This is a genomic window from Roseinatronobacter sp. S2 (genome assembly GCF_029581395.1).
Taxonomy (GTDB): domain Bacteria; phylum Pseudomonadota; class Alphaproteobacteria; order Rhodobacterales; family Rhodobacteraceae; genus Roseinatronobacter.
In genome coordinates, this window is the sequence record NZ_CP121113.1 from 1,623,569 (window position 1) to 1,638,278 (window position 14,710).

General features: G+C 57.7%; 11 protein-coding genes and 1 tRNA gene. 7 read left to right on the plus strand and 5 right to left on the minus strand.

Going from position 1 to position 14,710, the window contains the following annotated elements:
• Positions 1-67: 67 nt before the first annotated feature.
• Positions 68-340, plus strand: coding sequence for an acyl carrier protein (locus tag P8S53_RS07705; RefSeq protein WP_277806556.1), 273 nt, complete (start codon positions 68-70; stop codon positions 338-340).
• The gene (locus tag P8S53_RS07710; protein ID WP_277806557.1) at positions 337-1,548 is read left to right on the plus strand and encodes a beta-ketoacyl synthase; all 1,212 of its coding nucleotides are present in this window, start codon (positions 337-339) and stop codon (positions 1,546-1,548) included. The genes P8S53_RS07705 and P8S53_RS07710 overlap by 4 nt, the downstream gene beginning before the upstream one ends.
• Before the next feature lie 5 nt (positions 1,549-1,553).
• On the opposite strand, the gene hpaR is transcribed toward P8S53_RS07710, so the two are convergent.
• Entirely contained in the window at positions 1,554-2,054 is a 501-nt protein-coding gene (gene hpaR, locus P8S53_RS07715) for a homoprotocatechuate degradation operon regulator HpaR (protein ID WP_277806558.1), read from the minus strand.
• Between the two features lie 201 nt (positions 2,055-2,255).
• Between hpaR and P8S53_RS07720 the strand changes: the two genes are divergently transcribed.
• Positions 2,256-2,513 (plus strand): DUF2312 domain-containing protein, encoded by a 258-nt coding sequence (locus P8S53_RS07720; protein ID WP_277806559.1) that lies wholly within the window; start codon positions 2,256-2,258, stop codon positions 2,511-2,513.
• 118 nt (positions 2,514-2,631) lie between these two features.
• On the opposite strand, the gene P8S53_RS07725 is transcribed toward P8S53_RS07720, so the two are convergent.
• On the minus strand, positions 2,632-3,507 hold the full coding sequence (locus tag P8S53_RS07725; protein WP_277806560.1) for a hypothetical protein: 876 nt from the start codon (positions 3,505-3,507) through the stop codon (positions 2,632-2,634).
• A gap of 175 nt (positions 3,508-3,682) precedes the next feature.
• Between P8S53_RS07725 and P8S53_RS07730 the strand changes: the two genes are divergently transcribed.
• A tRNA-Thr gene (locus P8S53_RS07730) sits at positions 3,683-3,758 on the plus strand.
• 104 nt (positions 3,759-3,862) lie between these two features.
• Positions 3,863-4,747 (plus strand): UTP--glucose-1-phosphate uridylyltransferase, encoded by an 885-nt coding sequence (locus P8S53_RS07735; protein WP_277806561.1) that lies wholly within the window; start codon positions 3,863-3,865, stop codon positions 4,745-4,747.
• Positions 4,748-4,914: 167 nt separating this feature from the next.
• Here P8S53_RS07735 and P8S53_RS07740 read toward each other — a convergent pair whose 3' ends face one another.
• Together P8S53_RS07740 and P8S53_RS07745 are read right to left on the minus strand one after the other, a co-directional pair.
• Positions 4,915-6,753 carry an ABC transporter ATP-binding protein/permease gene (locus P8S53_RS07740; RefSeq protein WP_277806562.1) on the minus strand — a complete coding sequence of 613 codons (1,839 nt, stop codon included), beginning with the start codon at positions 6,751-6,753 and terminating at the stop codon, positions 4,915-4,917.
• Between the two features lie 107 nt (positions 6,754-6,860).
• A complete protein-coding gene (locus P8S53_RS07745; RefSeq protein WP_277806563.1) occupies positions 6,861-8,111 on the minus strand; it encodes a LysM peptidoglycan-binding domain-containing protein in 1,251 nt (416 codons plus the stop codon).
• Between the two features lie 121 nt (positions 8,112-8,232).
• Between P8S53_RS07745 and P8S53_RS07750 the strand changes: the two genes are divergently transcribed.
• Positions 8,233-8,802, plus strand: a complete 570-nt coding sequence (locus P8S53_RS07750) for a TIGR00730 family Rossman fold protein (protein WP_277806564.1) — start codon at positions 8,233-8,235, stop codon at positions 8,800-8,802.
• Between the two features lie 409 nt (positions 8,803-9,211).
• Here P8S53_RS07750 and uvrA read toward each other — a convergent pair whose 3' ends face one another.
• Positions 9,212-12,064 carry an excinuclease ABC subunit UvrA gene (gene uvrA, locus P8S53_RS07755; RefSeq protein WP_277806565.1) on the minus strand — a complete coding sequence of 951 codons (2,853 nt, stop codon included), beginning with the start codon at positions 12,062-12,064 and terminating at the stop codon, positions 9,212-9,214.
• Positions 12,065-12,393: 329 nt separating this feature from the next.
• On the opposite strand from uvrA, the gene P8S53_RS07760 reads away from it, so the two are divergent.
• Complete coding sequence (locus P8S53_RS07760) at positions 12,394-14,655, plus strand: response regulator (protein ID WP_277806566.1); 2,262 nt, start codon at positions 12,394-12,396, stop codon at positions 14,653-14,655.
• The last annotated feature ends 55 nt before the right edge of the window (positions 14,656-14,710 follow it).

A 14,710-nucleotide genomic window follows, 5' to 3' on the forward strand; every position in this document is an offset into this window, starting at 1 on the left:
TTACATTCTGCCACGATATGGAACATATCTGCCACGATATGGAGTGTTCCCGATGGGACTCGAATACATGCAGAATACCAGTGATGCGGCAAGGCGGGTGATTGATATCATCGCCGAACAGGCGATGGTCGACACGTCCGAGGTTCGCATGGAAATGTCCTTGTCAGACCTTGGGCTGGATAGCCTTGGATTGGTCGAATGTATTTTTGGCATTGAAGAGGCGTTTGATGTGTCGGTTCCCTTCAATGCCAATGCGCCGGATCAGGCGGGGTTTGATATTTCATCCGTCGGTGCGATCATTTCAGAGGTCGAAAAGCTGATCGCCAGACAAGCCGCATGAGGCGGGTTGTCATAACCGGCGCTGGCACGCTTAATGCTTTGGGACATGATGTGGCCAGCACTTTTGCGGCCTTGCGGGCAGGGCAGTGCGGTATCGGCCCGCTGACCTGCCGCGATGTGGACCGCCTGAGCGTGCGCGTGGGCGCAGAAATTCACGGCTTTGATCCCGAACAGCATTTTGCGCGCAACATCTTGCCATTGCTGGACCGGTTTGCGCAGATCGCCCTTGTGGCGGCACGCCAAGCCGTCGCGCAATCCGGCCTGCAAGTAGATGATGCGTTGGGGCTTCGTGCCGGGGTCATCATGGGCACGGCTGGGGGCGGGAACCTGACGGTTGATGACAATTACCGCGCGGTCTATGCCGATGGAAAGAACCGCGTTCACCCCTTTGTTGTGCCGCGCCTGATGCATAACGCTGCAACCTCGCATATCTCGATGGAATTTGGTCTGAAGGGACCGGCTTTCACCGTGTCGACAGCCTGTGCGTCGGCGAATCACGCAATGGGGCAGGCGTTCCAGATGGTGCGCACCGGTGTGGCGGATGTCATATTGACGGGCGGATCAGACGCGATGCTTGGCTTTGGCGGGATCAAGGCATGGGAAGGGCTGCGTGTCATGGCGCGGGACACATGTCGACCCTTTTCGCGCGACCGCTCTGGCATGGTCCAGGGCGAGGGTGGTGCCGTTTTCGTATTTGAAGATCTGGAACATGCGCGCGCCCGTGGCGCACATATTCTGGCAGAAGTTGCGGGCTTCGGGCTAAGTGCGGATGCCGGTGATATTGTCATGCCGGATGTGGATGGCCCCGTGCGGGCCATGCGCGCCGCCCTGTCCGACGCGGGTGTGGCGCCCGAAGATGTCGGGTATGTCAATGCCCATGGCACGGGCACTGCGGCGAATGACAGGGTGGAATCGCAAGCCCTGCGCATCGTGATGGGCAGTCATCTGGACAGGCTACCTGTGTCATCCACCAAATCCATGCATGGCCATATTATTGGTGGCACCAGCGCTGTGGAATTGCTGGCCTGCCTGATGGCGTTGAATGACGATGTGATTGCGCCAACCATCAATCACACCGAATTCGACGCCGACTGCGTGCCCGACCCGGTTGCCAACAAGGCCCGTCATGCCAGCGTTGACGTTGTCGTCAGCAATGCGTTTGCATTTGGCGGGCTGAATGCGGTGCTGGTTTTGCGCAAATTTGCCTGATGGGGTCACTGGCGACCGGGCATCACCTTGCGTGTGTCTTGCTGTTGCGACTGGTCGACCAGCCCTTGCGCCGTATCGCGCAGTTCATTCAGCAGATCCAGCAGCATGTCCAGCCGCTCAGGGCCAAAAGCCGCAGCTAGGCGCATGTAATCCGGTTCTGATTCCTGCAAGACCTGTTCAAACAGGGCGCGGCCCGTGTCGGTAATCGCGACCATATGCCTGCGGGCGTCGGCGCATTCCACCTGTCGGATCAAACCGCGCAGGGTCATGGCACGGAAAATCCGTGTCAGCGATGGCGGCAGGATGACACATCGTTCAGACAGCGTGCGTGCATCAAGGGCGTCGGCTTCGGCAAGGGCGCGCAAAACGCGCCATTGCGGCATCGTCAAATCATGCAGATCGATAAAGGGTTTGAACAGCCGCGTCGTCGCCTCTCGTGTGCGCAAAAGGGCTATTGGCAAGGATTTCTCAAATTTTCGCAAGTCGCGTTCAGGTGTCTGGTGCATTACTCCGCCTGTCTGTATTTTTATCACTTTATCAAAGTCGTGTGGTATTTCAAAATGAAAATTATTTTGCAGATGCGGCAAATCGCACAATCTGGCGAATTGACGCGTTTCCCCGCAGTGCTTTGGCGTCGGGGGTTGCGCCCGCAGCAGGGATTGGGCATCACAGCGCAACTGTGAACCAGCCCAAAACAGGGACCGCCAATGACCGATATTTCGAATGATGCGTATAATGTGACCGCGGATGAGTTGCGCCAGTTTATAGAGCGCTATGAGCATCTTGATGCCGAGAAAAAAGACATAGCCGACCAGCAAAAAGAGGTTATGGCAGAAGCCAAGGGCCGCGGCTATGACACCAAGGTTCTGCGCAAGATCATCGCCATGCGCAAGCGCAAGCCCGATGAGATTGCCGAAGAAGAAGCGGTGCTGGATTTGTACAAGGCCGCGCTTGGCATGGTGTGATTGTGGCGGGGCAAATCATCGTGCCCCCCCCTCACGACATTTCACCACAATATCTGTTTGGCCATGTGAAACGGTTTCGGACAGGAACCGTTCACTTCACCAACGGGGCGACGGACCGTCAGGGCTGTATCAGCGTGACACCGTTCGTTGACGCAAGCGTTGTGACATCTTCTTCATACAATTCGGACAGAAGGTCGACTTTGTCTTCGTCCCATCCGGCAACGCTGACATCCACTTCGATCTTCGCCTCGTCGCAGAACTTGTCCAGAAATGCACCGATCACGCGCTGACGATGATCATCATCAACGGGCGGGGCGGTGTTCAGATAGTGTTCAAGCTTTTCAGCCCCCCCCGGCACCATGACTTCATCAAACCAGTCAAAGCTATGCTTCACAGGTGTGTCCTGATGGTAGCCGCCCACCGTCCGAAGCAGTTTGTGCCAGATAAACGGGGTATCTTCATCGCACCACACGGTCAGGTGCGCTTCAGGCCAGGCTGCCCGTAGTGTTTCCACAAATGCCGACCAGCGCAGATTTTCAGGCTGGACAGAGTTCAGAATCTTTTCTGCCTGCCCGCGCTTTACACGGTTCAACAGGGCGGGCAGGAAGGATGCAGGATTGCGTATTGCAAGAAACAGCGTCACGTTATGGCCGATGAAGCATTCGCGCAGCGCCTTCATCCGTTGTGGGGCTGCGGGATAAAAATGGGCCGTGCGCACTGATCCGCCCTGCCAAGCCAGTAAATCAGGCTCTGACAGGACCAGACGTGCGGCGTTATCATCTTCCAGAATGCTGTCCAGAATAATCTGGTCCGTGCCCGGTTCGATCTGTGTTTCCGGATATGCCGACACCAGCTTAAGCAGCATGTCGCGGTAATCCGCGCGGTCCGGCACATCGATTCCCTGCTGTGCAAGCAGTGTGCGATTCTTTGTCAGACACCGAAGCAATCTGCCTTCATCTGTCAGGTGCGCGCCCAAGTGTAACGCAATATCCATGTACAAACCCCCTGTTCATAGAACGGTTTTATCTAAAATTATGTCAGATTTTAGTCACTTATGGGACGAAAATCGTCAGTTCGCCAGCACCGGTGCGAAAGTTGTGCTTTGCGCCAGGATACATGAAAATCGGTGTTGAGAAATGTGAGAATAGCAAATAGAAGTCGCGAAGGAAGCCGGCTTAGCTCAGTTGGTAGAGCAGTGGTTTTGTAAACCGAAGGTCGGGGGTTCGAGTCCCTCAGCCGGCACCAGTACAGATTTTCCACCATTTGTAGGGTGGTAGTTCAGTTCGTTAGCGCCCATTGTCAGGTTTCCGACACTTCAATCCAAAGAAGTAGGAGTTAATAGAGCTTTCATGACACGAATAACAAAAGCCGTTTTTCCCGTTGCCGGATTAGGAACACGTTTTCTGCCTGCAACCAAAGCGATGCCCAAGGAACTTTTGCCAATTATTGACAAGCCCATTGTTCAATATGCGGTGGAAGAAGCTGTTGCCGCAGGGGTGACAGAACTTATCTTCGTGACCGGGCGCAACAAGCGTGCAGTCGGGGACCATTTCGACGCCAATCTTGAGCTTGAGAACCAGTTGCTGCAAGCGGGCAAGACAGAGATGCGCGACATGGTGCGAAATATCGTTCCCGAAGGCGTATCATGCCTGTTTGTGCGCCAACCCGCGCCGCTGGGGCTGGGCCATGCGGTTTTGTGTGCAGCCCCCGCAGTGGGTAATGCCCCTTTCGCGGTTTTGCTGGCCGATGACTTTATGAAGGGATCGCCCCTGCCCACCGAAGCACTGATCAGCGCATATGAGAAAAAGCCGCAAACCTTGCTGTCAGTAGGCGAGGTCGCGCCGGAAGATGTGTCGAAATTCGGCATATTGCGGCCGGGGGATATGCAAAGTGATGGCACGCTGGCCGTCAAGGGGCTGGTGGAAAAGCCCAAGCTGGAAGACGCGCCATCGCATCTTGCGTCCTATGGCCGCTATGTGTTCGAACCAGAGGTGTTTGCAATCCTTCGCGCGTTGAAACCGGGTGCCGGGGGCGAGATTCAGTTGGCTGATGCGATTGATATACTGGCCGCGCAAGGCAAGGTTTCGGCCATCATAAACCAGTCGCAGCGTTTTGACTGCGGGTCAAAGCGGGGCTATCTGGAGGCGATTCTTGATGTCGCGCTGGATGACCCGAAATACCGCGACTTCATGTTTGCGCTGATGCGCAGGAAACTGGACGAATATCGGGGATAGTCCGCTTTAGGGTGTGTCGCGCAAAAGCGGGAACCGGCTGCGCCCCCCCCCGGACATTGCATATCAACAGGTCAGAGCGAGCCGCGTGAATGCAAGTGAACGCGACACGCTTTAGCGGCACATGATGGCGAAATGCCCTGTGATGTTCTGATCAATGGATATGGAGTTCACGCCTCGTGGCTGTTGGCGCGTTGGCGTGCCCACATTTCCGCATATTGGCCATTGCGCGCCAGCAGGTCATCATGTGTGCCAGTCTCGACGATACGCCCCTCGTCCAGAACAACGATCCGGTCTGCATCCACAACTGTTGACAGCCGGTGCGCAATCGTGATCACCGTGCGCCCCTGTCCCATCTGGCGCAGGCTTTCCTGAATGCTTTGCTCCGTTCGGGTATCAAGCGCTGATGTAGCTTCATCCAGCAGCAGAATGGGCGGGTTTTTCAGCAAGGTCCGTGCAATGCCCACGCGCTGCTTTTCACCGCCTGACAGCTTCAGGCCACGCTCGCCTACGGCAGTGTCATAACCTTCGGGCAGCGAGCAGATGAAATCATGGATGCGGGCTGCGCGCGCGGCACCCTCGATTTCCTGGCGGGTTGCGCCTTCGCGGCCATAGGCGATGTTATAGGCGATGGTATCGTTGAACAGCACCGTATCTTGCGGGACGACGCCGATTGCGCCGTGCAGGCTGGATTGCGTGACCGTGCGCAAGTCCTGCCCGTCAATCAGCACGGCCCCGCCTGTTACATCATAAAACCTGAACAGCAGCCGCCCGATTGTGGATTTCCCCGACCCCGAAGGCCCGATAATTGCGACGGTCTGCCCCGCATGCACGGTCAGGTCCACCCCTTTCAGGATGGGTCGGGCCGCGTCATACCCGAACTGCACCTTATCGAACCGGATTTCCCCGCCGCTGACCTTCAGGGGGCGGGCATCAGGGGCATCGGTGACATCTGCGGGCTGGTCCAGCAGGTCAAACATTTCGCCCATATCGACCAGGGCTTGCCGGATTTCGCGATAGACCGTGCCAAGGAAATTCAGCGGCATGGTAATCTGGATCATATAGGCATTGACCAAAACGAAGTCGCCAACGCTTAGCGCGCCGTTTTGTACGCCCATTGCCGCCATCACCATGACCACCACCAACCCTGTGGTGATCAAAAACGCCTGTCCGAAATTCAGGAATGCCAAGGAATAATTCGTGGCCACCGCCGCCGTTTCATATTGTGCCATGGCGCTGTCGTACCGGCGCGCTTCCATACCTTCGGCATTGAAATACTTGACCGTTTCGAAATTCAGCAGGCTGTCGATCGCCTTCTGGTTGGCGTCCGTATCCTGACGGTTCATTTCGCGGCGCTGTTTGACGCGCCATTCGGTGATGCGGAATGTAAACCAGACATACAGCGAGATTGTGGCGACCACGGCGGCCAGATACCAGACATCGAACATCAGAAAGAAAATCACCGCAATCATCAGCAGTTGCAGCATCAGCGGGAAAATCGAGAACAGCAAGAACCGCAGCAGGAATTCAACGCCTTTCACACCACGTTCGATGATCCGGCTAAGGCCACCTGTCTTGCGTGTAATGTGATAACGCAGCGAAAGGCGGTGAATATGCTCGAATGTTTCCAAGGCCAGTTTGCGCAAGGCGCGCTGTCCGACACGCGTAAACAGCACATTGCGCAATTCCTGAAACGCAATCTCCATCAAGCGCGCAAGTCCATAGGCAACCGTCAAACCGACAGCACCAAGGGCCAGCATCCATGCCGCCCCTTCGCCTGCAAGCGCGTCGACCGCCGCCTTGTAAAAGAACGGCGTGCCCACGGCCACCATCTTGGCGATGACCAGCATTGTCAGCGCCAGAACGATGCGTTGCTTTACCCACAACTCTCCCTTGGGCCACAGATAGGGGATAACGCGGCGAATGATGCGCAGCCCGTTTGACGGGGGCGCGGCTGCTGCGGGGCTGCCCGTTGGATCGGGCGCCTTCGCGCGATAGGATGGTGACATGATAAGCTTTCAATTCCTGATGCGCGTAATCTAGGCAGACCCATCCGGTTTGACCAGTTGCGTTATGGCCAAAACATACTGCCCGCCGCGCGCCAGTGGTGTCGATTTCACCCTTCGGGCGGGGGCAGGATGAACACCTGACCGGGGAAAATCAGGTCGGGGTTGCGGATCTGGTCGCGATTGGCATCGAAAATGCGCATGTAGCGCTGTCCGTCCCCAAATCGGGCTTCTGACATTGCCCAAAGCGTGTTGCCGGGTTGCACGATCAGTGCCTGCGGCCCGTCGCTGCCACGCGCGATCTGCGGGGTAACCCGTTCAAAGGGAATTTCGGCGCGCGACACGACCTGCGCTGCGTCATCCAGTTCGTCAACGCGCAGGCGGTAAACACCGCGTTCAATCCCGTCAAGCTGGGCCTGCCAGTTGCCATCGGCGCTGGCGCGCGTGCGGATGATGGGTTGGTTGTCCAGATAGATCTGGATTTCGGTGCCCGCAGACCGGCTGCGCCCGCCAAGGGCCACGTCGCCTTGCGCATCATAGACCACGCTGTCCACCACCACATTACCCGCGCTTCCCGTCTGGGGCAGGCGCGCGGCTTCGCCCAGAACCTGCACACTGCCGTCAGATCGCATCAGGATTGCCATCGGCATGTCCTGCGCCTGTGCCTGTGCGGTTTGTTCTTCGGTCCCGGGCATGTCTGCGTCGTTTGCAATATCTGGCGCTGCGGCTGTTCCTGCCATGTCTATGCCAGTATCCGGCTGCGGTCGTGGGGGGGGTGACAGGTCGGGAAACAGTGGCGCAGTTTCAACTTCGCGCGCCATGTGAACCGCGTGGGTGCTGCCATCAGTGTCGCGCTGCCCGACAAGCAATTCACTGCGCGGGGCCAGCATCAGCGTATCTGCGGAGCGCACACGATGCCCGCTGGGCAGGTGCACTTCCAGTTCCAGAACGCGTGGGGCAGGGCTGGGTTGCACCTCAAACATCATTACAAACTCGCCCGCGGCGCTGCTGATGGTCTGGGCCACCTGCGCTTCGTCAATCAGGGCGGCAACCGTGCTGGTGGCCGGTGCCTTGCCCGCGATCAGCACATCGCCGATATCGGTCACCCGCACCAGATCAAAGCGCGGCGCGGCATCGTTCAGCTGCTCGGCCATGGCGACACGCATGTCGGGTTCGGGTTCTGCGTCGGGGCCGTCTGCAACAAATGGTTCGGACATCGCGCCAAGGCGGGGTGCTGTGTCAACCGGCTCCGACCGATCTGGCGGAAAGACCACGATATACGCCACGGACGCCGCACCGGCGACTGCAACGGTCCCGACTGCCCATTGTGCCAGCGTATCTTTCGGCAGATATTTCAGCATGAGGTGATCCTTTGGACGTGTATGAACCTGCGGTCCATGACGAACGCCGCCTTTACCTTGCATGACCATACCAAGCAGGGTATCCGAGGGCAAAAGAAAACCGACACAAGGTCTTGATGCCATGCCCGTTTTACCCCTGTCTGTATGTGTTTTTTGCGGTGCGCGCGCAGGCGCGGACCCCGCATATGTGCAAGCCGGGCGCGATATGGGCCAGTTGATCGCGCAGCGCGGCTGGCGGCTGGTTTACGGCGCGGGTGACATTGGCATCATGGGCGAGGTGGCGCGCGCGGCACAAACCGGCGGTGCGCCGACTTTCGGCGTTATCCCCACCCATCTGATGCAGGCCGAACAGGGCAGGCAGTCGCTGTCCACACTTGTCGTCACCGAAACCATGCATGAGCGCAAGAAGGTCATGTTCACCAATTCTGACGCGATTGTCGTGCTGCCGGGCGGGGCAGGGTCGCTGGATGAATTCTTTGAGGTTCTGACATGGCGCCAGCTTGGGTTGCACAAAAAGCCGATCCTGCTGCTGAATACCAACGGGTATTGGAAACCGCTGGCAGCCCTGATCGAACATGTGATCGAACAGAAATTCGCCGAATCCAATGTCCGCAGTTTTTTCAGCGTAGTTGATACGGTTGACGAGGCAGGTCAGGCACTGGATGCGCATTTTGACAGCCTGATGCCCTGAACAAGAGGGCTGGAACGTGGTCGGGTCAGGTTGAAGTATCTGGTTGCGGTTCTGGCCTGAAATTGTCATTCTCGCTTGGATAAAGCCCGCGCCATCGGCGGGCCGGGGTCTGCCGATCCGACAATAGTTAAGTTCACTTTATGCAGGCGGCATACCCCCAAGATCATGGGCTTGGACTGTCATCAGCCAAATCGGCAGGCCGCGGGACGGCCCGCCGATGGCGCGGCGGGCTGCGCCCTTTGCTCCGCGCCTTGGGTAACTTCAACGTCTCTTGTCAGGTCAGAATTGGCCAGCCTTGCGGTTCTGTCTGACATCACACTGCCATGAAATCGCAGTATTTATCCGCATTCGCGCGACATGTTCTGGCCATTTGTCAGCGCAGGTTCGGGACGTGGAAAACCGCGTCCCGCTATTCTGCGGCAACCCGACGTTGTTTCAGCATTGGCGCAAGATAATGGCCCGTATGGCTGCCTTCGACCTTGGCGACCTGTTCGGGGGTGCCGGTGGCCACAACCTGCCCGCCGCCATCGCCGCCCTCCGGCCCGATGTCGATAATCCAGTCGGCGGTTTTCACCACATCCAGATTATGTTCGATCACGACAACTGTGTTGCCCTGATCCACCAGTTCATGCAGCACTTCCAGAAGTTTGCGCACATCTTCGAAATGCAGGCCGGTGGTCGGTTCGTCCAGAATATACAGTGTTCGCCCGGTTGATCTGCGCGACAGCTCCTTGGCCAGCTTCACGCGCTGCGCCTCGCCGCCCGACAGGGTGGTGGCCTGCTGGCCAACCTTGATATATCCCAGCCCCACACGCATCAGCGCATCCATCTTGTCGCGGATGGACGGAACGGCCTGAAAAAATCCCTGCGCTTCTTCAACTGTCATGTCAAGAACGTCGGCTATGCTTTTGCCTTTGAACAGAATTTCCAGCGTTTCGCGGTTATAGCGTGCGCCCTTGCATGTCTCGCAGGTGACATAGACATCAGGCAGGAAATTCATTTCAATCTTCAGCACGCCATCGCCCTGACAGGCCTCGCACCGGCCACCCTTGACGTTGAATGAAAACCGCCCAGGCTTGTAGCCGCGCGCCTTCGATTCCGGCAGGCCCGCGAACCAGTCGCGGATTGGCCCGAACGCCCCTGTATAGGTGGCAGGGTTGGACCGTGGCGTGCGCCCGATGGGGCGCTGGTCAATGTCGATGACCTTGTCCAGATGCTCCAGCCCCTTGATGGTTTCGCAAGGTGCGGGTGTCTGGCGCGCGCCGTTCAGCCGCATGCTTGCGGTTTTGAACAGGGTTTCAATCGTCAGGGTGGATTTGCCGCCCCCCGAAACACCCGTCACGCACACGAATTTGCCCAATGGAAAGTCCACTGTGACATCATGCAGGTTGTTGCCGCTGGCCTTGACCACTTTCAGTTTCTTGCCATTACCCTTGCGCCGCACCTTCGGAACTGCGATTTGTCGCGCGCCGGTCAGGTATTGCCCTGTCAGGCTGGCAGGGTCGGCCATGATTTGCGCGGGCGTTCCCTTGGCGACCACACGCCCGCCATGCACACCGGCACCGGGGCCAAAATCCAGCACATGATCCGCTGTGCGGATGGCTTCTTCGTCATGTTCCACAACAATGACGGAATTTCCCTGATCGCGCAGATTGCGCAATGTCACCAGCAGGCGATCATTGTCACGCTGGTGCAAACCGATACTGGGTTCATCCAGCACATACAGCACCCCCGTCAGGCCGCTGCCGATCTGGCTGGCCAGCCGGATACGCTGGCTTTCGCCGCCGGACAATGTTCCCGCATGCCGTCCAAGTGTCAGGTAATCCAGCCCCACATTGACCAGAAACCCCAGACGTTCGCGGATTTCCTTCAGAATGGCACGCGCGATTTCGTTTTTCTGCCCACTTAGCGAGTCTGGCACGCCCTTGACCCAGTCCAGCGCTTCCTTGATGGACATTTGCGTGACCTGCCCGACATGCAGCCCGCCAATCTTGACCGCCAGCGCTTCGGGTTTCAGACGGTAACCGCCACAGACACCGCAATCACGGTGGTTTTGGTATTGCTCGAAATCTTCACGAATCCATGCGCTGTCGGTTTCGCGGTAACGCCGTTCCATGTTCGGCACCACACCCTCAAAGGCGCGCGTCACGTTATAGACCCGCCCGCCTTCATCATAGCGAAACGGCAGCTCCTCGCCGTTTGAGCCATAGAGCAACACCTGCTTTACATGCGCAGGCAGGTCTTTCCACGGGGCACGGGCATCAAATTCATAGTGTTTGGCCAGTGATTCAATCGTTTGCAGGAAATAGGGCGACTTGCCCTTGCGCCATGGTGCAATCGCCCCGTCATATAATTTCAGCGCATGGTCAGGAACGACAAGGCGTTCGTCAAAAAACAACTCCACCCCCAACCCGTCGCAGGCAGGGCAGGCGCCTGTCGGGGCGTTGAACGAAAACAGGCGTGGTTCGATTTCGGAAATGGTGAAGCCACTGACCGGACAGGCGAATTTTTCCGAAAATGTCATGCGCGCGCCGTCTTCGCGCGCTTCTTCCAGCACGGCAATTCCATCGGCCAGATCAAGGGCTGTGCGCAAACTGTCGGCCAGCCGTGTTTCCATGCCCGCGCGCACAACCAGACGGTCGACTACGACATCAATGTCATGGCGGAATTTCTTGTCCAGCGTGGGTGGCTCGTCCAATTCGTAAAACTGGCCATCGACCTTGACCCGCTGGAAGCCCTGTTTGCGCAGGTCCAGAAATTCCTTGCGGTATTCCCCTTTGCGGTCGCGCACAATCGGGGCCAGCAAATAGGCGCGCGTGCCGTCTTCCATCGCCATGATGCGGTCGACCATGTCCTGCACCTGCTGCGCTTCAATGGGCAGGCCGGTCTCGGGGCTGTAGGGGGTGCCCGCGCGGGCAAACAGCAAGCGCAGGTAGTCATATATCTCGGTCACCGTGCCAACAGTGGAGCGCGGGTTCTTGCTGGTGGTTTTCTGCTCAATGGAAATTGCGGGTGACAGGCCTGAAATATGGTCCATGTCGGGCTTTTGCATCATGTCCAGAAACTGGCGCGCATAGGCCGACAGGCTTTCGACATAGCGCCGCTGCCCTTCTGCATAGATGGTGTCGAAGGCCAGTGACGACTTGCCAGACCCCGACAGCCCGGTGATGACCACAAGCTGATCGCGCGGAATATCCACGTCGATGTTTTTCAGGTTGTGTTCGCGCGCACCGCGCACTTCGATGAATTTCTGCTCGGCCATATGCATCCCCAACCACGCCTTGCGCTAACATAGTCCTGTCCAGGGGGAACTCCAAGTGAAAAACAAGAACATTTGCGGAACAAGCGGAGATTCCCCTGAAATGCCTATCTTGTGTTTTCGGGGGCACATTCATGCGTCAGATACACCCGAATTCAGGCCCCGTCCGGAAATTGCGGCACGGTGTTCGTCTTGTTGGCCCCCGTAGCATAAGTAGCCGTTTGGAAACGCTGATTTATCCGGTGCGGGGGCATTTGCCCCACGATCTATAAATATCTTGTAAAGTTATTCCTTTTAGGATCGGCGCAGAAGAATTCCAATCATGGGTTACCATGCGCATTGTCATTGTCGAAGACCATCCCATGATCCTGCAGGTTCTGACCGCTGCCCTTGCGGCGATGCCCGATTGCAGTGTCGTCGGGTGCAGTTCCGCCTTTGACGGGATTGCGGCATGTCGCGACGGGGCGGATCTGGCGGTCTTCGATTATCGGCTGCCTGATGCAACGGGAATCGATGCTGTTCGCATATTGCGTGCCGATGACAAGACGCGGCATTTGCCTATCATCATGATAACAGGCGATAATGATGCGCGCACCCGGCTTGATGCCATCAAGGCCGGTGCGACGGATTTTTTGGAAAAACCCGTCAATATTGATGAATTCCGTCTACGCGTCCGCAACCTGCTGGCCTTGCATGAAGCACAAAAAACGTCGGAGGAGCGGGAAAAGCTGCTTGAAACCGTGATCGCGGCGGCAGGTGCCTGCATCGCAGTTGTCGATGCAAGCAAGCCGGACACACCCATCTTGTTTGCCAGTGATGCACTGGCACGGTTCAGCGGCAACGATCTTGGCGCAGTTCTGGGAAAAGGGCCGCTTGCAGTGCTGCAAGAAGATACGCGATCGCCTGCAATGCGCGATCTTGAAGCGGCGATTGCCGCGCGACAGGCAGGCGCGTGCAGTCTGGAGTTGACCCGCGCTGACGGCTCGCGTGTGTGGACGCAGGTTGCGCTGCGGCCAGTGCCGGATGCGGGCAGTCTGGCGCGCTTTCTGGTCATCACGCTGAGTGACATTTCTGATATGGTTGAAATCCGCGCCGCGCATGACCGGCTTGCCGCACGGATGAGCGACATTGCCCGCATCAGCGGCGCATGGTTTTTCGAGATAGATGCCGCGTGCTGTCTGACCTATGTGTCTGATGCCATGGCATCAGCACTCGGCGCCTCGACACACAGGGTTCAGGGGGTGCATGTTGATCAACTGGGCGGGCGGTTTGCGGCGCCAGCGCGCAAAGGCCAGCCGCTTAGCACATTGTTTGGTGCACCGTTCCAGTCGGTTGAAAATGAACTTCTGACCTTCCGGCTGCCGGACGGGCAGGTGCGTGCCGTGCAGGTCAATATTGTGCCGTTCAAGGATGCCGAAGGCCAGTTTGCGGGCTATCGCGGTTATGCCAGTGATGTCAGTGATATCGCGCAGGCGCGCGACATTGCCGCACGGGCCAGCAGGGCGAAATCGGCCTTTCTTGCCACGATGAGCCATGAAATGCGCACGCCCCTGACCGCGATCATGGGCATGTCAGAAGTGATGATGCGCGACAGCACCGACCTTGAGCAACGGACAAATCTGCGCATGATCACGGATGCGGCGATGAACCTTTCGGATGTGTTGGGCAATTTGCTGGATATTGCCATCATGGAAAGCGGAACCCTTGCGTTGAACTCCGTGCAGTTCGATCCGGTGGATGCGCTGGACAGGGCAATGCGAATTCATCGACATGATGCGCAAGTCAAAGGTCTGGAATTCGACTGCCGCTATTTGGGTGGCGCGCGCGGGCGGCGTTTGGGCGACGGCCCGCGTGTGCGCCAGATGATCCACCATCTGCTTTCCAACGCGGTCAAATTCACTCCGCAGGGCCGTGTTGTGGTGACCCTTGACCTTGGCACGTCGGACGAACTGACGATTACCGTCACGGATACCGGCATCGGCATGCGACCCGAAGAACTGGCGGCGGCGTTCCAACCCTTCTTGCAGGCAGATGATGGAATCGCGCGCCGGTATGGGGGCAGCGGCCTTGGGCTTAGCATCGTGCGCTGGTTAGGTGATGCTATGGATGGCAGCCTGAATCTTGTTTCCGCGCCGGGGCGGGGCACGACAGCAACCCTGTCACTGCCCTTGCCGGAAATTGTCAACAGCCGGGATGAGATTGATGAGCTTGATCTGACCGGACAGCATATTCTTGTCGCAGATGACAACCGTGCAAACCGCAAGATTCTGGATGTAATGCTGCGTAAGATGGGGGCGGATGTCACCTTATGCGTGGATGGCCGCGAAGCGATCGGCGTTTGGCAGACCCACCCGTTCGATCTGTTATTGCTCGACATCAACATGCCGGAAGTGGCCGGCACCGATGTCATGCGCAGTGTCCGCGAAAGCGAGGCATTGCGCGCAATGCCGCCTGTTCCGGCACTGGCTGTCACCGCAAACGCCATGCCAGAGCAGGTTGCACAATACCTGAAGGTTGGGTTTGACGGTTGCGTTGGCAAACCCTTTACCCGTGCGACACTGGCATCCGCGTTGCGTGAATTATTGTGCCACTGATTGCCGCATCAGCTATATAAAAACAAACTCGGTTTAGAATTGGTTAAGATTCTGG